This window comes from Variovorax sp. J22G73 (assembly GCF_030317035.1).
GTDB lineage: Bacteria > Pseudomonadota > Gammaproteobacteria > Burkholderiales > Burkholderiaceae_C > Variovorax.
In genome coordinates, this window is sequence record NZ_JASZYK010000002.1 from 707148 (window position 1) to 727915 (window position 20768).

Annotated in this window: 13 protein-coding genes; 5 read left to right on the top strand and 8 right to left on the bottom strand. The window is 66.4% G+C overall.

The window, feature by feature from the left end; translation table 11 throughout:
- Window positions 1-34: 34 nt before the first annotated feature.
- From QTI51_RS11365 to QTI51_RS11375, 3 genes are all read right to left on the bottom strand, one after another.
- Window positions 35-2911, bottom strand: a complete 2877-nt coding sequence (locus tag QTI51_RS11365; protein ID WP_116907278.1) for a 2-oxoglutarate dehydrogenase E1 component — start codon at window positions 2909-2911, stop codon at window positions 35-37.
- A gap of 178 nt (window positions 2912-3089) precedes the next feature.
- Window positions 3090-5030 carry a propionate--CoA ligase gene (locus QTI51_RS11370; RefSeq protein ID WP_116907277.1) on the bottom strand — a complete coding sequence of 647 codons (1941 nt, stop codon included), beginning with the start codon at window positions 5028-5030 and terminating at the stop codon, window positions 3090-3092.
- 157 nt (window positions 5031-5187) lie between these two features.
- Window positions 5188-5793 (bottom strand): isochorismatase family protein, encoded by a 606-nt coding sequence (locus QTI51_RS11375; RefSeq protein WP_116907276.1) that lies wholly within the window; start codon window positions 5791-5793, stop codon window positions 5188-5190.
- A gap of 176 nt (window positions 5794-5969) precedes the next feature.
- Here QTI51_RS11375 and QTI51_RS11380 point away from each other — a divergent pair, with 176 nt between their 5' ends.
- Together QTI51_RS11380 and QTI51_RS11385 are read left to right on the top strand one after the other, a co-directional pair.
- Window positions 5970-7601 carry a 4-hydroxyphenylacetate 3-hydroxylase family protein gene (locus QTI51_RS11380; protein WP_116907275.1) on the top strand — a complete coding sequence of 544 codons (1632 nt, stop codon included), beginning with the start codon at window positions 5970-5972 and terminating at the stop codon, window positions 7599-7601.
- Between the two features lie 10 nt (window positions 7602-7611).
- A complete protein-coding gene (locus QTI51_RS11385) occupies window positions 7612-8406 on the top strand; it encodes an alpha/beta fold hydrolase (protein ID WP_116907274.1) in 795 nt (264 codons plus the stop codon).
- A gap of 14 nt (window positions 8407-8420) precedes the next feature.
- Here the strand turns inward: QTI51_RS11385 and QTI51_RS11390 are convergent, their stop codons facing one another.
- Complete coding sequence (locus tag QTI51_RS11390) at window positions 8421-9506, bottom strand: PQQ-dependent sugar dehydrogenase (RefSeq protein ID WP_116907273.1); 1086 nt, start codon at window positions 9504-9506, stop codon at window positions 8421-8423.
- A gap of 286 nt (window positions 9507-9792) precedes the next feature.
- Here QTI51_RS11390 and QTI51_RS11395 point away from each other — a divergent pair, with 286 nt between their 5' ends.
- Window positions 9793-10371, top strand: coding sequence for a C40 family peptidase (locus tag QTI51_RS11395; RefSeq protein ID WP_116907272.1), 579 nt, complete (start codon window positions 9793-9795; stop codon window positions 10369-10371).
- A 107-nt stretch (window positions 10372-10478) separates the two neighbouring features.
- Here the strand turns inward: QTI51_RS11395 and lpdA are convergent, their stop codons facing one another.
- Genes lpdA through aceE form a run of 4 tightly spaced genes read right to left on the bottom strand, consistent with a single transcriptional unit; the run spans window position 10479 to window position 17380 of the window.
- On the bottom strand, window positions 10479-12341 hold the full coding sequence (lpdA, locus tag QTI51_RS11400; protein ID WP_116907271.1) for a dihydrolipoyl dehydrogenase: 1863 nt from the start codon (window positions 12339-12341) through the stop codon (window positions 10479-10481).
- The gene (locus tag QTI51_RS11405; RefSeq protein WP_116907270.1) at window positions 12338-12931 is read right to left on the bottom strand and encodes an MFS transporter; all 594 of its coding nucleotides are present in this window, start codon (window positions 12929-12931) and stop codon (window positions 12338-12340) included. Before QTI51_RS11405 ends, lpdA begins: the two co-directional genes overlap by 4 nt.
- Window positions 12928-14601, bottom strand: a complete 1674-nt coding sequence (gene aceF, locus QTI51_RS11410) for a dihydrolipoyllysine-residue acetyltransferase (protein WP_116907269.1) — start codon at window positions 14599-14601, stop codon at window positions 12928-12930. Before aceF ends, QTI51_RS11405 begins: the two co-directional genes overlap by 4 nt.
- Before the next feature lie 49 nt (window positions 14602-14650).
- Complete coding sequence (gene aceE / locus QTI51_RS11415) at window positions 14651-17380, bottom strand: pyruvate dehydrogenase (acetyl-transferring), homodimeric type (RefSeq protein ID WP_116907268.1); 2730 nt, start codon at window positions 17378-17380, stop codon at window positions 14651-14653.
- A gap of 217 nt (window positions 17381-17597) precedes the next feature.
- Between aceE and QTI51_RS11420 the strand changes: the two genes are divergently transcribed.
- Together QTI51_RS11420 and QTI51_RS11425 are read left to right on the top strand one after the other, a co-directional pair.
- The gene (locus tag QTI51_RS11420) at window positions 17598-20138 is read left to right on the top strand and encodes a PAS domain-containing sensor histidine kinase (protein ID WP_116907267.1); all 2541 of its coding nucleotides are present in this window, start codon (window positions 17598-17600) and stop codon (window positions 20136-20138) included.
- Window positions 20135-20767: a response regulator transcription factor gene (locus tag QTI51_RS11425; protein ID WP_012747279.1), complete on the top strand. Its 633-nt coding sequence runs from the start codon at window positions 20135-20137 to the stop codon at window positions 20765-20767. Before QTI51_RS11420 ends, QTI51_RS11425 begins: the two co-directional genes overlap by 4 nt.
- The last annotated feature ends 1 nt before the right edge of the window (window position 20768 follow it).

Genomic DNA, 20768 nt, shown 5'->3' on the forward strand with positions numbered 1-20768 from the left:
TTCTTGAGGGTGTTCGCGTGAAAGGGAACGGGTTTTACTTGGTCAGCACGAAGCCCTTGAGCTTGCCAAATGCGCCATCCACGAGCGCCTTCTGCTGTTCCTGGTGCAGGTGCGAGTAGCCCACCGCCGGCGATGCCGAAGCGGCACGGCCGGAGTAGCCGAGCTTCTGGCCGTCCTGCATGTTTTCGTGGATGTAGTGCTGCACGAAGAACCAGGCGCCCTGGTTCTGCGGCTCGTCCTGGCACCACACCACGTCCACGAGGTTGGGGTACTTCTTGATTTCCGCGGCAAAGGCCTTGTGCGGGAACGGGTAGAGCTGCTCGACGCGGATGATCGCCACGTCGTCGTTGCCCTGCTCTTCGCGCTTCTTGGCCAGGTCGTAGTAGACCTTGCCCGAACAGGCGATCAGGCGCTTGACCTTCTCTGCCTTCAGGCCCTTGCTGTCGGGAATGACGGTCTGGAAGCTGCCCTTGGTGAACTCGCCCAGCGGCGAGGTCGCGTCCTTGTTGCGCAGCAGCGACTTCGGCGTGAGGATGACCAGCGGCTTGCGCAGGTTGCGCACCATCTGGCGGCGCAGCACGTGGAAGATCTGGCTGGCCGTAGTGGGTTGCACCACCTGCATGTTGGTGTCCGCGCTCAGCTGCATGAAGCGCTCCAGGCGTGCCGAGCTGTGCTCGGGGCCCTGGCCTTCGTAGCCGTGCGGCAGCATCATGGTCAGGCCGTTGACGCGGCCCCACTTCACTTCGCCGGAGGCGATGAACTGGTCGATCACCACCTGCGCGCCGTTCACGAAGTCGCCGAACTGGGCTTCCCAGATCACGAGCGTGTTCGGGTCGTTCGACGCATAGCCGTATTCGAACGCGAGCACGGCCTCTTCCGACAGGATGGAGTCGATGACGACGAACGGGGCCTGGTTGTCGGCCACGTTCTGCAGCGGCGTGTAGGTGCCGGTGTCGAACTTCTCGCGGTTCTGGTCGTGCAGCACGGCGTGGCGGTGCGTGAACGTGCCGCGGCCCGAGTCTTCGCCCGACAGGCGAACCGGGTAGCCGCTGGCCACCAGCGAGGCGAAGGCCATGTGCTCGCCCATGCCCCAGTCGACGTTCACGTCGCCGCGGCCCATGGCGGCGCGGTCGTCCAGCACCTTCTTCACCAGCGGGTGCACCGTGAAGCCTTGCGGCACGGTGGTGATCTTCTCGGCCAGGCGCTTCCATTCGGTGGACGGAATGGCGGTGTCGCCGGCGTCGGTCCACTTCTTGTTGAGGTACGGGCTCCAGTCGACGGCGTACTTGCTCTTGAAGTTGGTGAGCACCGGGTCGACGGTGTTCTTGCCTTCGTCGAAAGCCGCGCGCTGCGCCTTGACCATGTCGTCGCCGAGCGTGTCGCCCAGGCCTTGCGTGGCCAGCTTGTCGGCGTACAGCTTGCGCGTGCCGGGGTGCTGGGCGATCTTCTTGTACATCAGCGGCTGGGTGAGCGAGGGGGTGTCCTGCTCGTTGTGGCCCAGCTTGCGGAAGCAGATGATGTCCACGACCACGTCCTTCTGGAACTCCATGCGGAAGTCCAGCGCGAGTTGGGTGGCGAGCACCACGGCCTCGGGGTCGTCGCCGTTCACGTGCAGCACCGGTGCGTCGACCATCTTCACGATGTCCGTGCAGTACAGCGTCGAGCGGCTGTCGCGCGGGTCGCTGGTGGTGAAACCGATCTGGTTGTTGATGACGATGTGCACCGTGCCGCCGGTGGAATAGCCACGCGTCTCGGCCAGCGCCAGCGTTTCCATCACGACGCCCTGGCCTGCGAAGGCGGCGTCGCCGTGAACGATCACGGGCAGCACCTGCTTGCCCAATGGGTCGCCGCGGCGGTCCATACGGGCACGCACCGAGCCTTCGACCACGGGGTTCACGATTTCAAGGTGCGAGGGGTTGAACGCGAGGCTCAGGTGCACCGGGCCGCCGGGGGTCGTCACGTCGGAGCTGAAGCCCTGGTGGTACTTGACGTCGCCGCTGGGCAGCTCTTCGGGGGCGGTGTGGTCGAACTCGGCGAACAGGTCGGCCGGCATCTTGCCGAGCGAATTGACCAGCACGTTCAGGCGGCCGCGGTGGGCCATGCCGATCACGATTTCCTGCACGCCCTTGACGCCGGCCTGGTTGATCAGCTCGTCCATCGAGACGATGAAGCTTTCGCCGCCTTCGAGCGAGAAGCGCTTCTGGCCGACGTACTTGGTGTGCAGGAAGCGCTCGAGGCCTTCAGCGGCCGTGAGGCGGTTCAGCACGTGCTTCTTCTGCTCGCCGCTCAGCTTGGGGTTGGTGCGGGCGCTTTCGAGCCGCTGCTGCCACCAGCGCTTGTGCGTGTGGTCGGTGGTGTACATGTACTCGGCGCCGATGGTGCCGCAGTACGTTTCACGCAGCGCGTTCAGCAGGTCGCGCAGGGACATGGTGTCCTTGCCGAAGAAGGTGTTGCTGGTGTTGAACACCGTCTCGAGGTCGGCGTCGGTGAAGCCGTAGAACGAGGGCTCGAGTTCCGGAATGACGGGACGCTCGGCGCGCTTGAGCGGGTCGAGGTCGGCCCAGCGGGCGCCGACGTTGCGGTAGGCGGCGATCAGCTGCTGGACGGCGGTGCGCTTGCGGCCGAGTTCGGAGTCGGCGCCGCTGGCCACCACGACCTTGGTCGTGCCCTGCTTCGCGCGTTCGGCGAAGGCGTTGATGACGGGCAGGTGGGGAACGTCGCGGGTGTTCGTGCCGTCGCCGGCGGGAACGTTCTGCAGGGCGTCGAAGTACGAGCGCCAGTTGTCTGGAACGCTGCCGGGATTGGCGAGGTAGTTTTCGTACATCTCTTCGACATAGGGCGCGTTGCCGCCGAAGAGGTAGGTGTTGCCTTGATAGGCGGTGTACGCCGATGGCGTCGATGAATCGCTCATGATCCGCTGACCTTCGCTTCCCTGAGGGAAGCACTAGCTGGTTAAGAAACCTTCCGCGACACGGCTGAACCGATTGGCGGATGCGACTGTGGCTGGGAAGGGCCTGAGTACCTTGGCATTGTGCCACGTCAACCATATGACGGTTCCAAGGGGGACTGCAACCCCCTTCAGGGCTAACTCAGGGCGAAGAGAGTAACTGTTTGATCTGCTGCAGCGTCGCCGGGTCGTCGATGGTGGTCAGGTCGCCAGGGTCGCGCTGCTCGCACACGGCCTGGATGGCGCGGCGCAGCAATTTGCCGCTGCGGGTCTTGGGCAGCCCGCTCACGAAGCGCACGCGCGCCGGCCGCGCGAGCGCGCCGAGCTGGTCGGCCACTACTTTCATGATCTCGCCTTCGAGCCTGAGCGCCGCGTCGGCATCGGCCACGGCCTTGCCGTCCTTGGGCACGACGAAGGCCATGGCCACCTGCCCTTTCAGCGCGTCGGCCACGCCCACCACCGCCACCTCGGCCACGTTGGCATGGCCCGAAATGCTCTCCTCGATCTCGCGCGTGCCCAGCCGGTGGCCCGCCACGTTGATCACGTCGTCGGTGCGCCCGAGGATGTAGAAATAGCCGTCCGCGTCCCGAATGCCCCAGTCGAAGGTCGAATAGACCATCTTGCCGGGCACGCTTTGCCAGTAGGTCTTGACGAAGCGCGCGTCGTCCTTCCACACGGTCTGCATGAAGCCGGGCGGCGTCGGCCCCTCGACCACGACCACGCCCTTCTCGTTCGCGCCGGTCAGCTCCTCGCCGGTCGACTCGTGCAGGATCTTGATGCGGTAGCCGTACATGGGCACGCCCGGGCTGCCGAACTTGCTGGCCTTGGCCTCCACGCCGTTGGCGATGGTGATCATCGGCCAGCCCGATTCGGTCTGCCAGTAGTTGTCGATGATCGGCACGCCCAGCCCCTCGCTGATCCAGCGCGCCGTCGGCTCGTCCAGCGGCTCGCCAGCCAGGAACAGCGCACGCAGGCTCGACAGGTCGTACTTCTTCAGCAAGGCCGGGTCCTGCTTCTTCAGCACGCGCACCGCGGTGGGCGCGCTGAACATCACCGTCACCTTGTACTTCTCGACCAGGCGCCACCAGATGCCGCCGTCGGGCTGCCGGTCGATGCCCTGCGTGGGCAGGCCTTCGTACATCAGCGTGGCCATGCCGGCGATGAGCGGGCCGTAAACGATGTAGCTGTGGCCCACCACCCAGCCGATGTCGCTGGTCGAGAAATAGGTTTCGCCGGGCCGGCCGTCGAAGATGTGCTTCATGCTCGCGGCCAGCGCCACGGCGTAGCCGCCCACGTCGCGCTGCACGCCCTTGGGCTTGCCGGTGGTGCCGCTGGTGTAGATGGTGTAGCTGATGTCGGTCGAGGCCAGCCAGGCGCAGGGCACCGCGGCGTCCACGTGCTTGAGCCGCAGCGCACTCGCCAGGTGGTCGCGCCCGGCCGTCAGGTCCATGGGCGCGAGGCCGCGGTCGGTCAGCAGCACGGCCGCGGGCTTGTGCGTCGACAGGCGGATCGCCTCGTCGAGCAGCGGCTTGTACGCAATGACCTTGCCGCCGCGCGAACCCGCGTCGGCGCTCACGATCACCTTGGGCTCGGCGTCTTCGATGCGCGTGGCCAGCGAGCCGCTGGCAAAGCCGCCGAACACCACGCAGTGCACTGCCCCGATGCGGGCGCAGGCGAGCATCGCAAAGGCTGCCTCGGGAATCATCGGCATGTAGATGAGCACGCGGTCGCCCTTGCCCACGCCCAGTTCCAGCAGGCTGGCCGCGGTGCGCTGCACCTCGGCGTGCAGCTCGGTGAAGCTGTAGCTCTTCTCGACGCCGGTTTCGGTCGACACGAAGATCAACGCGTCCTGCTCGCCCCGCGCGGCCAGGTGCCGGTCGACCGCGTTGTGGCACAGGTTGGTGGTGCCGCCGACGAACCAGCGCGCGAACGGCGGGTTGCTGGCGTCGAGGATCTGCCGGGCGGGCGTTTGCCAGTCGATCAGCCTGGCCTGTTCGGCCCAGAAGGCCTCGGGCGCGTCGATGGACTGGCGATAGAACTCTTCGTAGCGGCTCATCTGGCGTTGTCTCCTTGTTATGTGCATCCGGTTCGGGCGGGTAAGGCCAGAAACTGAATTCATAATTATGGAGACCGATCTTGCAGCAAGCTGACGACCGGGACAACCCGGTCAAGCCCCATCAGCAGCCCATCAACAGCCCGTTCGCAGCCCTACAGCGACCTGCTCGGGGCCACGCCTCAGTTCAGCGAATCAGCGCCTGCAGCTCACGGAACGCAGGGTGTTCGGCGGTGCGCAACCACTCGAAGCCGACCATCTCGGTCGTCACCAGCTCGGCGCCCGCGCCCGCCAGCCGGTCGAAGGCGGCGTCGCGGTTGCGCTCGGTGCGCGAGCTGCAGGCGTCGGTGACCACCCAGACCTCGAACTCGTCTTCCAGCAGGTCGAGCGCCGTCTGCAGCAGGCAGACATGGGCTTCGCAGCCGGCGATGACGATGGTGTTGCGCTCTTCGGCCGCGGCCTGCGGCTTCTGCAGGTGCTTGGGCAGGCTGCGGGCATTGCCCTGCGGCGCGGCCTTGGCCGGTGCGCGCAGCCATTCGCCGAGCCCCTCTTCCACGCCGCTGAAATGCATCTTGGCCAGCGTCTTGCGGCACAGCGCGCGAATGTCGGGCAGGTTCTCGCCCAGCTTGGACGGGTTCTGCTCGGTGCCCCACACGGGCACCTCGACCATCTGCGCCATCTTTGCGAGCCGCACCGCGTTCTGCGCCACGGCCTCGCTCTCGAAGACGGCAGGCATCAGCCGCGCCTGGTAGTCGACCAGCACGAGTTGGGAGAGCGAGGCGTCGAGCAGCATGAATTCTTCTTTCCGGGAAACAGAGAGGGGGCGGGTGAGAGACAGGGGTTGGCGGGTTAAACCGTACCACCGAACAAATCGAACGGTGCTCCAATTATCGAACCGATGGTCGGCCCCGGCTGCCCCCGCTCCCTCTGGCGCCATCAGAGCCATCGCAGACATTGGAGACAAGCACGATGAACGCCCCGCTCCCCGGCCCTTCGCTGATGTCCGCGCTCGATTACCGCGAATCGCTGCGCCGCTACAAGCCCACCGTGTTCGTCGACGGCCGCCGTGTCGACAGCGTGGCCGACGAGCCGGCATTCCAGCCCGGCATCAACGCCATCGCGCTGACCTACGACTACGCGCGCAAGCAGGAATACGAGCCGCTCATGACCGCCGTGCAGCACACCAGCGGCAAGCGGGTGAACCGGCTCTCGCACATCAACACCAGCTCGGGCGACCTGCTCAACAAGCTCGAGGCCGTGCGGCTGGTGTGCCAGGAAACCGGTTGCGCGCAGCGCTACCTGACGCACGACGCGCTCAACGCCATCGCGCAGGTGTCCGCGCGCATCGACGACGCGCGCGGCAGCACCGAGCACACCGCGCGCTTCCACGACTACCTGCACCGCGTGCAGGACCAGGACCTGACGCTGGGCGTGGCCATGACCGACGCCAAGGGCGACCGCAGCCGCCGCCCGCACGAGCAGGCCAACGTCGACAGCTACCTGCACGTGGTCGAGCGCAACGCGCGCGGCATCGTCATCTCGGGCACCAAGGCCATCGTGACGGGCGCGCCCTACGTGCACGAACTGCTGGTCATGCCCTGCCGCAACATGGGGCGCGAAGACGCCGACTTCGCCGTCTGCTGCGCCGTGCCGCTGGACGCGCCCGGCCTCACCATCGTCGCGCGCCCCGCGGGCCGGCCCGGCGAGAAGCTGGAGCACGGCGACGCCCTGTTCAGCCGCAAGTACGGCCAGAGCACCGGCGTGTGCATGTTCGACAAGGTGTTCGTGCCTTGGGAGCGCGTGTTCTACGCGGGCGACAACGGCACCTGGGAGCACTCGGGCCACCTCACCTACAGCTACGCCACGCACCACCGCCACAGCTGCATCGGCGCGCGCGCCGGCTTCGGCGACCTGCTGATCGGCGCGGGCGCGCTCATGTGCGAGGCCAACGGCTTCGACCCCGGCAAGGAAAGCCACCTGCGCGAGCAGATGGTCGAGCTCATCACCATCACCGAGAGCTTCTTCGCCTGCGGCGTGGCGGCCAGCGTGTACGGCAAGGCCGACGCGCACTGCGAGGTGTTCATGCCCGACCCCGTGTTCAGCAACATCGGCAAGCTGCTGCTGGCCACGAAGATCTACGACATGCACCGCATCGCGCACTACGTGAGCGGCGGCCTCATCGTCACCCTGCCCGGCCCCGACGAAGACCACAACCCCGAGACCGCCGCGCGCCTGTCGGAGGTGCTGCGCGCCAACCCGGCCATTCCGTACGAGCAGCGCATCGAGACGGCGCGCTTCATCGAAGACCTCACGGCCGGCTACCAGGGCGGCTGGTACAGCGTGATCAGCCTGCACGGCGGCGGCTCGCCTGCGGCCATGAAACAGGAAATCTGGCGCAACTACCCGGTCGGCTCGAAGGTGGAGCTGGTCGAACGCATCCTCGAGCGCGGCATTGCGGCCGATGGCTCGCCCGCCGCCGCGCCGCACGACCCGGCCCGCGCCATCACGAAGAACCGCCAGCCCGGCAAATGCTGCGACACCGGCTGCACCACGCCCGGCCAGCCGGTGATGGTCGACCTGCCTGCCTCCTTGCGCCCCTAGACTGGCGCGCATGAAGTTCTTCTCGAAGCGATGGGGCCTGGTGGCGCTGGGCCTGGGCGCCGCGCTGTTCTTCTCGGCGTGCGGCGGCATGCGCAAGACGACGGTGCCGCTGGCGACCTCGCTCGACAAGACCACCTGCGTGCGCAACGCCGACACCCTGCTCGTGATGTTGCCGGGCCTGTACTCGACCCCGGACGAATTCGAGCGCGAAGGCTTCGTGCGCGCGGTGCGCGACAACCGGCTGGCCGCCGACGTCATGTTGGTCGACGCGCACATCGGCTACTACAACGACAAGACGATCCTCGAGCGCCTAGCCGCGGATGTGATCGCGCCCGCGCGCCGCCAGGGCTACGCGCACATCTGGCTGGTCGGCATTTCGCTCGGCGGCTTCGGCAGCCTGCTCTATGCGCAGACGCATCCCGGCGAGCTGGCCGGGCTCGTGACGATCGCGCCGTACCTGGGCGAGCGCACGCTGGGCACCGACATCGCCAACGCGGGCGGGCTGGCGAAGTGGAACGGGCCGCTGGGCGATGCGTCCGCCGGCACGCCGCGCACGCCGAACGAAACGCAGCTGTGGCAATGGCTGCGCGGCTACGTGGGCTTCACGCAGACCGGCGGCGCGCGGCCGCCGCTCTACCTGGGCTACGGCCTGGACGACCGCTTCGTCTTCAGCCACCGGCTGCTGGCCGGGGCCCTGCCGCCGGCGCGCGTCTTCACGACCGAAGGCGGGCATGACTGGCCCGAATGGCGGCGCCTGTGGCAGCGCATGCTGCCCACGCTGCCGTTGCCGGGCTGCCCCGGCTAGCGTCGCGGGCCGGCTCAGTTCGGCTTCAGGCGCAACAGCTTGCCGTCGCCTTCGTCGGTCAACACATACAGCAGCCCGTCCGGCCCCTGCTTCACATCGCGGATGCGCGCGCGCCCTTCTTCCAGCAGCTTGTGCTCGGCCGCCACCTTGCCGTTGTTCAGTTCAATGCGGTCGAGGTAGCCGAACTTGAGCGAGCCCACGAACAGGTTCCCCTTCCAGCCCGCGCCGTAGCGGTCGCTGGTCAGGAACGCCATGCCCGACGGCGCGATCGACGGCACCCAGTAGTGCAGCGGCTGCTCCATGCCGTCCTTGGCGGTGATGCCGTCGCCGATCTTGCCGCCGCCGTAGTTCTCGCCGTAGGTGATCACGGGCCAGCCGTAATTGCGGCCGGCCTGCGGAATGTTGATTTCGTCGCCGCCCTGCGGACCGTGCTCGGTCATCCAGAAGCGGCCGTCGGGCGCGAGCGTGGCGCCCTGCCCGTTGCGGTGGCCGTAGCTCCAGATTTCGGGCAGCGCGCCCGCCTTGCCGACGAAGGGGTTGTCCTTGGGCACCGAGCCGTCCTTGGCGATGCGCACGACCTTGCCCAGGTGGTTGTCGAGCTTCTGCGCGTCTTCCTTGCGGCTGAAGCGATCGCCCAGCGTGAGAAACAGCGTGCCGTCACGCGCCTCGACGATGCGGCAACCGAAGTGCGCGCTGCTCGCGACCTTCGGCTGCTGGCTGAAGATGACTTTCAGCGCCTCGAGCCTGGTGCCGTCGGCCGACAGGTTGGCGCGCGCCAGCGCGGTGCTGTTGGCCCCGCCGCTGGTGGCCGGCTCCGAGAAGCAGAAATACAGCGTGCGGTTCTTATCGAAGCCCGAGTCGGCCAGCACGTCGAGCAAGCCGCCCTGGCCGCTGGCCGCGATGCGCGGCAACCCGGTGATCGGCGCTCCGACCTTGCCATTCGCCTCGACGAGCCTAAGGCGCCCCGGCTTCTCCGTGACCACGAAGCGGCCGCCCGGCAAGAAGGTGACGCCCCAGGGGTTTTCCAGGCCCGACGCGACGACTTCCGGCGTTGCTTGCGCCATGGCGAAGTCCGCGAAACCGGTTCCCGCGAGCGCCATAACTGCGCCCAAAACGCTGAAAAACGGCTTGTGTTGAAAGTTCATGGCTTTTGCTGAGAGTTGAGGCGATCTTGGCGAAAGATAGCCGCCAGATCTATCCAGGCCATCAATCCACCTGCGCTCCGAAGGCCCACTGCAGGTCAACCACTTATGGTCAATAAACGTTCGCCGTTACATTTTTTCTTCGGCCGATTCGAAAAACTCAATGTAAATCAATGACTTACATTAGTTTTCGCTAATTCTTTTTAAATTGACATAACCGCGCGTCATCAATATCCTACGCGCCATGCGTTTTTTCGTCCTACCCGCGTCCCTCCTATTTGCCGTCGCTGTCCATGCAGCCCCTCAACAGGATAAAACCGATGACGAGTTGGCACGAATGCTGGCCGACAAGGGCCTGATCGGGCAGCTCAAGCAGGTCCGCCAGACCGTCACCGAGCGCACGTCCGACCTGGTCGTGACCGCCATCGGTTTCCTCGGCGTCCCGTACCGCCGCGGCGGCAACACCGCCGAATCGGGCTTCGACTGCAGCGGCTTCGTCCGCGCCATGTACAACCAGACGGTCGGCCACATGCTCCCCCGCCGCGCCGAAGAGCAGGCAGCCGCCACCGAGAAGATCGACGCCAGCCAGCTCAAGCCCGGCGACCTCGTGTTCTTCAACACCATGCGCCGCGCCTTCAGCCATGTCGGCATCTACGTTGGCGAAGGCAAGTTCATCCATTCCCCCCGCTCCGGCGCACAGGTTCGTGTGGAAGACATGAACGGCAGCTACTGGCAGCGCCGCTTCGACGGCGCCCGCCGCGTGCTCGGCGGCCCGACCGACGAAGTGAAGGCCGCGGCGGCCATGGCCCGCACCGGCGACTGAGCTTTCAGCGCTCCAGACGAAAAAAATCCCGCCGCGGCGGGATTTTTTTATGGGCGCCCGGTGGGCTTGGTGGGCGCCTTGTTCTTTCGAGCAGGCACCCAGGCCGTTCAGCCCTTCTTCTGCGGCGGCAGGTCCGTGCAGGTGCCGTGCGCCACTTCCGCCGCCATGCCGATGCTCTCGCCGAGCGTCGGGTGCGGGTGGATGGTCTTGCCGATGTCGATCTCGTCCGCACCCATCTCAATAGCCAGGGCAATCTCGCCGATCATGTCGCCCGCGTGCGTGCCCACGATGCCGCCGCCCAGGATGCGGTGCGTTTCCGCGTCGAACAGCAGCTTGGTGAAGCCTTCGTCCCGGCCGTTGGCAATGGCGCGGCCCGAGGCCGTCCAGGGGAAGTGCCCCTTCTTGACCTTGATGCCTTCGGCCTTCGCCTGGTCTTCCGTCAGGCCGACCCATGCCACCTCGGGGTCGGTGTAGGCCACGCTGGGGATCACGCGGGCGTTGAAGGCGGCGCTGGAAAGCTCCTTGTCGCCCTTCTGCTCGCCGGCGATCACTTCGGCGGCCACGTGCGCCTCGTGCACCGCCTTGTGCGCCAGCATGGGCTGGCCCACGATGTCGCCGATGGCGAAGATGTGCGACACGTTGGTGCGCATCTGGATGTCCACCGGAATGAAGCCGCGGTCGCTCACGGCAACGCCGGCCTTCTCGGCGCCGATCTTCTTGCCGTTGGGGCTGCGGCCCACGGCCTGCAGCACCAGGTCGTACACCTGCGGCTCCTTGGGCGCGTTCTCGCCCTCGAAGGTCACCTTGATGCCTTCCTTCGTGGCTTCGGCGCCCACCGTCTTGGTCTTCAACATGATGTTGTCGAAGCGCGGCGCGTTCATCTTCTGCCAGACCTTCACCAGGTCGCGGTCGGCGCCCTGCATCAGGCCGTCGAGCATCTCGACCACATCGAGGCGCGCGCCCAGCGTGGAATACACGGTGCCCATTTCCAGCCCGATGATGCCGCCGCCCAGGACCAGCATGCGCTTCGGGTCGGTGCCCATCTCGAGCGCGCCGGTGGAATCGACCACGCGCGGGTCCTTCGGCATGAACGGCAGGCTCACCGACTGGGACCCCGCCGCGATGATCGCGTTGCGGAACTTCACGGTCTGCTTGCTGCCGGTGGTGTCCCAGCTGGTGCCGGAGGTTTCTTCCACTTCGAGGTGGTACGGGTCGATGAAGTTGCCCACGCCGCGCAGCACCGTCACCTTGCGCATCTTGGCCATGGCGGTGAGGCCGCCGGTGAGCTTGCCCACCACCTTGTTCTTGTGGCCGAGCAGCTTGGCGCGGTCGACCGTGGGAGCGGCAAAGCTCACGCCCAGGTCGGCGAAGTGCTTCACCTCGTCCATGACGGACGCCACGTGCAGCAGCGCCTTCGAGGGGATGCAGCCGACGTTCAGGCACACGCCGCCCAGGGTGGCGTAGCGCTCGATCAGCACGACCTTCAGGCCCAGGTCGGCCGCGCGGAAGGCGGCCGAGTAGCCGCCGGGGCCCGCGCCGAGCACGACCACGTCGCATTCGACGTCGACCTTGCCGCCGTAGCTGGAGACCGCGGGTGCGGCGACCGGTGCGGGCACAGGAGCGGCGGCCTTCGGTGCGGGCGAGGTTGCGGCAGGGGCAGGCGAGGTTGCGGCAGGGGCAGGCGCCGATGCGGCGGGCGCAGGCGCAGGCGCAGGTGCGGCCGCGGCGGCGCCGTCGGCGTCCAGCGTCAGCACGACCGAGCCTTGCTTGACCTTGTCGCCCACCTTCACGGCAATGGCTTTCACCACGCCGGCGGCGGACGACGGGATTTCCATCGAGGCCTTGTCCGATTCGACCGTGATCAGCGACTGCTCGGCCTTGACCGTGTCTCCGACATTGACCAGCACCTCGATCACCGCGACTTCGTCGAAGTCGCCGATGTCGGGCACCTTGATTTGTTGTTCGCTCATTTGGACACTTTCAGTTTGAGTGTGAGAACGTCGACCGGTGGGGCCGAATTGCGATCGAATTCGCAGGCGGCGGCAATGCCGGCTTCCGCCACGTCGCGCGCGGTGCGCGACTTGATGTCATAGGCCGCGTGCATGGCGCCGAGCGCAAAGCTGCGTCCCGAGCCGATGGCCCAGAACTCCTTGAACTCGAACACCTCGCGGTAGCTGTAGATGCCGTAGATGCCGCTGCGGTTGGCCATCAGCATCGTGAACTGGCTGGACTCGTAGGGCTCGTGCTCGTCTTCCTTGGTCTGCATGAAGAACGACTCTTTCAGCACCGGGTGCAGCAGCGTGAAGGTGCGAAAGATCTCGTGCTTGCTGCCGAACAGCAGCTGCTCGCGCGGTTGCGCGGCCAGCGCATGCTGCAGCACCAGGAAGTGCGCGGCGGCGCCGGCCACGGCGAACAGGCTCTGGCCCGCCGCGTCCTCGACGCTGAAGATCTTCTGGTTCGCCTCGGCGCGGTGCGAAAGCCGCGTGTCGCCGAAGGTCACCAGAGAATCCGCCGCCATCGTGACCTGGCCGCCCTTGCGGACGGCCACTACCGTGGTCATAGCAGGATTCGACGGTAGTCCGCGAGCACCTGGCCCAGGTAGGCGTTGAAGCGCGCAGCCAGGGCGCCGTCGATCACGCGGTGGTCGTACGACAGCGACATCGGCAGCGTCAGGCGCGGCACGAATTGCTTGCCGTCCCACACCGGCTTCATCTGGCCCTTGGAGAGGCCGAGGATGGCCACTTCGGGGGCGTTGATGATGGGCGTGAAGTGCGTGCCGCCGATGCCGCCGAGCGAGCTTATCGAGAAGCAGCCGCCCTGCATGTCGCCCGAGCCGAGCTTGCCGTCGCGCGCCTTCTTGGCGAGCTCGCCCATCTCCTGGCTGATCTGCAGGATGCCCTTCTTGTCGGCATCCTTCAGCACCGGCACCACCAGGCCATTGGGCGTGTCCGCCGCGAAGCCGATGTTGTAGTACTGCTTGTAGACGAGCTGGTCGCCGTCCAGGCTGGTGTTGAACTCGGGGAATTTCTTCAGCGCCGAGACCACCGCCTTGATCACGAAGGCCAGCATGGTGACCTTCACGCCCGACTTCTCGTTCTCCTTGTTGGTGGAGACGCGGAAGGCCTCGAGCTCGGTGATGTCGGCTTCGTCGTTGTTGGTGACGTGCGGAATCATCACCCAGTTGCGGTGCAGGTTGGCACCACTGAGCTTCTTGATGCGCGACAGGTCCTTGCGCTCGACCGTGCCGAACTTGGCGAAGTCGACCTTGGGCCATGGAATGAGGCCCAGCGCCGCGCCGTCGCCGCCACCGGCCGGCGCCTTGGCCGCGGAGGCCTTGGTGCTCGCCTGGCCGCTCATCACGGCCTTGGTGAAGTTCTGGATGTCGTCCTGCGTGATGCGGCCCTTGGGGCCCGAGCCCTTGACCTCGTCGAGCGGCACGCCGAGTTCGCGGGCGAACTTGCGCACCGAGGGCGAGGCGTGCGGCAGGCTGCCGCTGGGGGCGCTCGTGGGGTTGTGCGGCGCGGCCGGTGTTGATGCCGGTGCCGGCGACGCGGCAGCAGGTGCCGGAGCGCTGGCGGTTGCCGTGGCCGGTGCAGCAGCGGCCTGCGCCGCCGGAGCAGGCGCAGGTGCCGCGCTGGCGGCCGAGCCTTCGAGCACCGCGATCAGGTCGCCGATGTTGACCGTATCGCCGACCTTGACCTTGAGCTCCTTGAGCACGCCGGCGGCCGACGACGGGATTTCCATCGACGCCTTGTCCGACTCCACCGTGATGAGCGACTGCTCGGCCTTGACCGTGTCGCCCACCTTCACCAGCAGCTCGACGACCGCGACGTCCTTGAAGTCGCCGATGTCGGGCACCTTGACCTCGACCGGGCCCGACGCCGCGGGTGCTGCAGCCGCAGGGGCAGGCGCCGCCGCGGGCGCACTTGGCGCCGGGGCGGGTGCCGCGGCTGCGGGAGCTGCAGCTGCCGGCGCGGCAGCCGCGCCGGCCTCCTCGGCCTCGAGCAGGAGGACCACCGAGCCCTCCTTCACCTTGCCGCCGACCTCGACCTTGATTTCCTTCACGACACCGGCGGTCGACGACGGGATCTCCATCGACGCCTTGTCCGATTCGACCGTGATGAGCGACTGTTCGGCCTTGACCGTGTCGCCCACCTTCACGAGCACCTCGATCACCGCGACTTCATCGAAATCGCCGATGTCCGGCACCTTTACTTCCACTGCTGCCATATCGTTGTCTCCCGCCGTAAGGCGCCGTTCGTTCGTTGGTTGTTGATGTTCAAGCGTAGAGCGGGTTGACCTTGTCGACATTGATGCCGTACTTCTTGATCGCTTCCACCACCTTGGCCACCGGCACGGTGCCGTCTTCGCTCAGCGCCTTCAGCGCGGCCACCACGATGTAGTGGCGGTTGATTTCGAAGTGCTCGCGCAGCTTGTTGCGGAAATCGCTGCGCCCGAAGCCGTCGGTGCCCAGCACCTTGTAGGTGCGGCCCTTGGGAATGAAGGGGCGGATCTGCTCGGCATAGGCCTTCATGTAGTCGGTCGATGCCACCACCGGGCCGCTCGAGGGTGCGAGCTGCTCGGCCACGAAGGGCACGCGCGGCGTCTGGTCGGGGTGCAGCAGGTTCCAGCGGTCGGCGTCCTGGCCGTCGCGGGTGAGCTCGTTGAAGCTCGGGCAGCTCCACACGGAAGCCGACACGCCCCAGTCCTTTTCCAGCAGTTCCTGCGCGGCGAAGCTCTCGCGAAGGATGGTGCCGCTGCCCAGCAGCTGCACGGTCGGTGCTTCCTTGGCGCCCTTGGCCGCCTTGACCACCGGGCCCTGCTTGGCCAGGTACATGCCCTTGATGATCTGCTCTTCGGTGCCGGGCTGCAGGCCGGGCATCGCGTAGTTCTCGTTGAGCAGCGTGAGGTAGTAGTACACGTTGTCCTGCTTCTCGACCATGCGCTTCAGGCCGTGGTGCAGGATGACGCCCACTTCGTGCGCGAAGGTCGGGTCGTAGCTCACGCAGTTCGGGATGGTGTTGGCCAGGATGTGGCTGTGGCCGTCTTCGTGCTGCAGGCCTTCGCCGTTGAGCGTGGTGCGCCCCGAGGTGCCGCCCAGCAGGAAGCCGCGGGCCTGCATGTCGCCGGCCGCCCAGGCCAGGTCGCCGATGCGCTGGAAGCCGAACATCGAGTAGTACACGTAGAACGGCACCATGATGCGGTTGTTCGTGCTGTACGAGGTGGCCGCCGCGATCCAGCTGGACATGCCGCCGGCCTCGTTGATGCCCTCTTGCAGGATCTGGCCGGCCTTGTCTTCCTTGTAGTACATGACCTGGTCTTTATCGACCGGGGTGTACTGCTGACCGTGCGGGTTGTAGATGCCGATCTGGCGGAACAGGCCTTCCATGCCGAAGGTGCGGGCCTCGTCCACCAGGATGGGCACCACGCGCGGGCCCAGGGCCTTGTCGCGCAGCAGCTGCGTGAGGAAGCGCACGTAGGCTTGCGTGGTCGAGATTTCGCGGCCTTCGGCCGTGGGCTCCATCACCGACTTGAAGGTTTCCAGCGAAGGAACCGTGAAGCTCTCCTCGGCCTTGGTGCGGCGGTGCGGCAGGTAGCCGCCGAGGGCCTTGCGGCGCTCGTGCAGGTACTTCATTTCCGGGGTGTCGTCGGCCGGCTTGTAGAACGGCAGCTCGGCGATCTGGCTGTCCGGAATCGGGATGTTGAAGCGGTCGCGGAAGGTCATGATGTCCTCGTCGCTGAGCTTCTTCGTCTGGTGGACGTTGTTCTTGCCCTCGCCGATCTTGCCCATGCCGAAGCCCTTGACGGTCTTCACGAGCAGCACCGTGGGCTGGCCCTGGTGGTTCTGCGCGGCGTGGAAGGCGGCGTACACCTTCTGCGAGTCGTGGCCGCCGCGCTGCAGCGCCCAGACCTCGTCGTCGCTCAGGTGCTCGACCATCTTCAGCGTGCGCGGGTCGCGGCCGAAGAAGTTCTTGCGCACGTAGGCGCCGTCGTTGGCCTTGAACGACTGGTAGTCGCCGTCGTTGCACTCCATCATGATCTTGCGCAGCGCGCCGTCATGGTCCTTCTCGAGCAGGGCGTCCCAGCCCTTGCCCCAGATGAGCTTGATGACGTTCCAGTTGGCGCCGCGGAACTCGCCTTCGAGCTCCTGGATGATCTTGCCGTTGCCGCGCACCGGGCCGTCCAGGCGCTGCAGGTTGCAGTTGATGACGAAGATCAGGTTGTCGAGGTTCTCGCGCGCCGCCAGGCCGATGGCGCCCAGCGATTCGACCTCGTCCATCTCGCCGTCGCCGCAGAACACCCAGACCTTGCGGTTCTCGGTGTTGGCGATGCCGCGGGCATGCAGGTACTTGAGAAAGCGGGCCTGGTAGATGGCCATCAGCGGGCCCAGACCCATCGACACCGTCGGGAACTGCCAGAACTCGGGCATCAGCTTGGGATGCGGGTAGCTCGACAGGCCCTTGCCGTCGACTTCCTGGCGGAAGTTCAGCAGTTGCTCTTCGGAAAGACGGCCTTCGAGATAGGCGCGGGCATAGATGCCGGGCGACACGTGGCCCTGGATGTACAGCAGGTCGCCGCCGTGGTTCTCGCTTTCGGCGCGCCAGAAGTGGTTGAAGCCGGCGCCGAACATGCTGGCCAGCGAGGCGAAGGAGCCGATGTGGCCGCCCAGGTCGCCGCCTTCGGCGGGGTGGTGGCGGTTGGCCTTGACCACCATGGCCATGGCGTTCCAGCGCATGTAGGCGCGCAGGCGCTGTTCGATCTCGAGGTTGCCGGGGCTGCGGGCTTCAACACCGGGTTCGATGGTGTTGACATAGCCCGTGTTGGCCGAGAACGGCATGTCGACGCTGTTCTGCCGGGCATGCTCGAGCAGCTGCTCGAGAAGGAAGTGAGCCCGCTCGGGGCCCTCGCTCTGGATGACGGAGGACAGTGCATCCATCCATTCACGGGTCTCCTGGGCGTCCGCGTCATTCGCGGCCGAGCCGAACAGGTTCTCGGGATTTGCCGACATGCTTGTCTCTCCTTTTAGGGCTGTGGCGGTAATTTAGTGCGCTAAGCGCTCAGCGCGGCGGAGTTTCTCATAGAAACATCGAGATTTCAAATAGTGCGCGCTCGTTTCTTAATGTGATATTTTGATGACTTTCGGCGTCTCAGGGGCAACCCTGCCAAGGGCGCTGCCGCTGCTGCTTTCCCGTCGTTTGCAGGGGACGTTCACCTAAACTCGGGCCATGCCTTTCTCCTCCCCGCTGGCGGTTGCCCGCAGTGCCGTGAACGCGTCACCCCTGTCCTGGTGGCGCAAATGGTGGCGCCGGCAAACGCCGGTGCTGCAGGACGCCGTCGCCATGCTCGCGCCGATGGCGGCCGTGCTTCTTTTTCTCGCCGCCATCGTCTCCGCCTTCTGGTACCTGCGCACCGAAGAAGTCGAGCGCGAGCAGGAATCGGTGCGCCGCGACGTCGAGTACGCGCAGCAGCGCATGCGTCTGCGGCTGCTGGAACGCCAGGAGCAGCTGATGCGCATTGCGCGCGACGCCTCCAACCGCGAGATCGACCCGGTCGAGTTCACCAGCCGCGCCGAGTCGCTGGTCAGCCAGTTCCCGGAGCTCCAGACCATCACCTGGATCGACGACCGCCGGCGCTTCAAGGCCGGCTACGCGGCGCCCAGCGTGCACCCGGCGCAGCAGCATCTCATCGGCGACGTGCTGCGCCCAGGAGACATCGAAAGCAACTACGCGCTGGCGCGTGAACTGCGCCAGCCGGTGTATTCGCAGCCCGTGGCCGGCGGCGACCCGGCGGCCATGCTGCAGCTGCACATTCCGCTCTTCGACCAGGGCCTGTTCGCGGGCGTGGTGCTGGGCGAGTTCTCAGTCGATGGACTGCTGCGCTACGGCATGCCCTCGGAGGTGCAGGCGCGCTACGCGGTATCGCTGCTCGACGCCAAGGGCCACGTCATCGCCGGCAACACCACCAACCTGAAGGACAGCGGCACCCGCCTGCTGCCCTGGACCGAGCGCACCAACGAATACGAAGTGCCGGTGTCTCCCGTCGGCAATGCGCTGGTGCTGCGCGCCCAGGCCTACCGCACCTCGCAGGGCGTGGTCGGCAACGGCCTGTTCTGGCTGGTGTGCGCGCTAAGCGTGCTCACCAGCTGGATGCTGATCGGCACCTGGCGCCACACGCGCCGCCGCCTGCAGGCCCAGCAGCGGCTGGTGGCCGAGACCAACTTCCGTCGCGCGATGGAAAACTCCATGCTCACCGGCATGCGCGTGCTCGACCTGCAAGGCCGCATCACCTATGTGAACGCCGCGTTCTGCGCGATGACGGGCTGGAGCGAGGAAGAACTGGTCGGCCAGTCGCCGCCCTTTCCCTACTGGCTCGAGTCCGACCGCGAAGTGATGAACGAGCGGCTCGAAGAAGAGCTGCACGGCCGCGCCCTGCCCGGCGGTTTCCAGGTGCGCGTGAAGCGCAAGAACGGCAGCGTGTTCAACGCGCGGCTGTACGTGTCGCCGCTGATCGACGCGCGCGGCCACCAGACCGGCTGGATGACGTCGATGACCGACATCACCGAACCCACGCGCATTCGCGAGCAGCTCTCCGCGTCGTACGAGCGCTTCACCACCGTGCTGGAGGCGCTGGACGCCGCCGTGTCGGTGGCGCCCATCGGCAGCGAGGAGCTGCTGTTCGCCAACAAGCTGTACCGCCTGTGGTTTGGCTCGGACACGGTGGGCCACCTGGGCATGGTGGCGCAGGCCGGCGTGCCGGCATCGAACGCGCACGACGAAGGGCTGGACGACGTCGACCCGTACGCGGGCCTGCCCATCGACACGCTCACCGCCGCGCAGGCCGCCAACAACGAGATCTTCGTGCCGCACCTGGGCAAGTGGCTCGAAGTGCGCTCCCGCTACCTGACGTGGGTCGACGGCCGACTGGCGCAGCTGGTGATCGCCACCGACATCACGCCGCGCCGCGACGCCGAGGAGCAGGCGGCCGCCCAAGCCGACAAGGCGCAGTCGGCCAGCCGCCTCATCACCATGGGCGAAATGGCCTCCAGCGTGGCGCACGAGCTCAACCAGCCGCTGACCGCCATCACCAACTACTGCAACGGGATGATGTCGCGCATCAAGGGCCAGACGATCGACACCGAGGCGTTGCTGGCCGCGCTGGAGAAAACCTCGAAGCAGGCGCAGCGCGCGGGGCAGATCATCCAGCGCATCCGCTCCTTCGTGAAGCGCAGCGAGCCCAACCGCACCCCGGCCGACGTGTCCACCATGGTGAGCGAGGCGGTCGAGCTGGCCGGCATCGAGCTGCGCCGGCGCAACGTGCGGCTGAACCACTACGTGGCCGCGCGGCTGCCGGTGGTGCGCGTCGACCCGATCCTGATCGAGCAGGTGATGGTCAATTTGCTGAAGAACGCGGCCGAGTCCATCGACATTGCCGACCGGCCGCTGGCGCGCCGCAGCGTCGAGCTGCGGGTGCTGCCCAAGGTCATCGAAGGGCACAACGCCATCGAGTTCTCGGTGCAGGACACCGGCAAGGGCCTGGCCCCCGAAGTGATGGACCGGCTCTACGAAGCCTTCTTCTCCACCAAGCCCGAGGGCATGGGCATCGGGCTGAACCTGTGCCGCACCATCGTCGAGTCGCACCGCGGCCGGATGCAGGCGGAGAACATCTACAATGGTCCGGATGTGATCGGATGCCGTTTTTCCTTCTGGATTCCGGTGTTGGACGCTATCAGTTCCGTAGCTAGCGACGAGACAAAGGTACCTGCATGAGTTTGATTCCGAAGAAGGGCACGGTCTATGTCGTCGATGACGACGAAGCCGTACGCGATTCGCTGCAATGGCTGCTCGAAGGCAAGGACTACAGAGTCCGCTGTTTCGATTCCGCCGAATCCTTTCTCTCCCGATACGACCCGCGCGAAGTCGCGTGTCTCATCGTCGACATCCGCATGGCCGGCATGACCGGCCTCGAATTGCAGGATCGTCTGATCGAGCGGCGCTCCCCGCTGCCCATCGTGGTCATCACCGGCCACGGCGATGTGCCCATGGCAGTCGACAGCATGAAGAAGGGCGCGATGGATTTCATCCAGAAGCCCTTCAACGACGAAGAACTCGTCACGCTGGTCGAGCGCATGCTCGAACACGCGCGCGGCGCCTTCACGCAGCACCAGCAGTCGGCCAGCCGCGACGCGCTGCTGTCCAAGCTCACGGGCCGCGAGGCGCAAGTGCTCGAACGCATCGTCGCCGGCCGGCTGAACAAGCAGATTGCCGACGACCTCGGCATCAGCATCAAAACAGTCGAGGCGCACCGCGCCAACATCATGGAAAAGCTCAACGCCAACACCGTGGCCGATCTGCTGAAGATCGCACTGGGGCAGGCGGCACCCGCAGCCAAGGCCTAGA

Excerpts from the sequence above, each read along its gene's own strand:
- QTI51_RS11365 (WP_116907278.1), bottom strand. The coding sequence starts at position 2,911 with ATGAGCGATTCATCGACGCCATCGGCGTACACCGCCTATCAAGGCAAC.
- QTI51_RS11425 (WP_012747279.1), top strand. The coding sequence starts at position 20,135 with ATGAGTTTGATTCCGAAGAAGGGCACGGTCTATGTCGTCGATGACGAC.
- QTI51_RS11395 (WP_116907272.1), top strand. The coding sequence starts at position 9,793 with ATGCGTTTTTTCGTCCTACCCGCGTCCCTCCTATTTGCCGTCGCTGTC.
- QTI51_RS11420 (WP_116907267.1), top strand. The coding sequence starts at position 17,598 with ATGCCTTTCTCCTCCCCGCTGGCGGTTGCCCGCAGTGCCGTGAACGCG.
- aceE (WP_116907268.1), bottom strand. The coding sequence starts at position 17,380 with ATGTCGGCAAATCCCGAGAACCTGTTCGGCTCGGCCGCGAATGACGCG.
- QTI51_RS11380 (WP_116907275.1), top strand. The coding sequence starts at position 5,970 with ATGAACGCCCCGCTCCCCGGCCCTTCGCTGATGTCCGCGCTCGATTAC.
- QTI51_RS11375 (WP_116907276.1), bottom strand. The coding sequence starts at position 5,793 with ATGCTGCTCGACGCCTCGCTCTCCCAACTCGTGCTGGTCGACTACCAG.
- aceF (WP_116907269.1), bottom strand. The coding sequence starts at position 14,601 with ATGGCAGCAGTGGAAGTAAAGGTGCCGGACATCGGCGATTTCGATGAA.
- QTI51_RS11390 (WP_116907273.1), bottom strand. The coding sequence starts at position 9,506 with ATGGCGCTCGCGGGAACCGGTTTCGCGGACTTCGCCATGGCGCAAGCA.
- QTI51_RS11405 (WP_116907270.1), bottom strand. The coding sequence starts at position 12,931 with ATGACCACGGTAGTGGCCGTCCGCAAGGGCGGCCAGGTCACGATGGCG.
- QTI51_RS11385 (WP_116907274.1), top strand. The coding sequence starts at position 7,612 with ATGAAGTTCTTCTCGAAGCGATGGGGCCTGGTGGCGCTGGGCCTGGGC.
- lpdA (WP_116907271.1), bottom strand. The coding sequence starts at position 12,341 with ATGAGCGAACAACAAATCAAGGTGCCCGACATCGGCGACTTCGACGAA.
- QTI51_RS11370 (WP_116907277.1), bottom strand. The coding sequence starts at position 5,030 with ATGCACATAACAAGGAGACAACGCCAGATGAGCCGCTACGAAGAGTTC.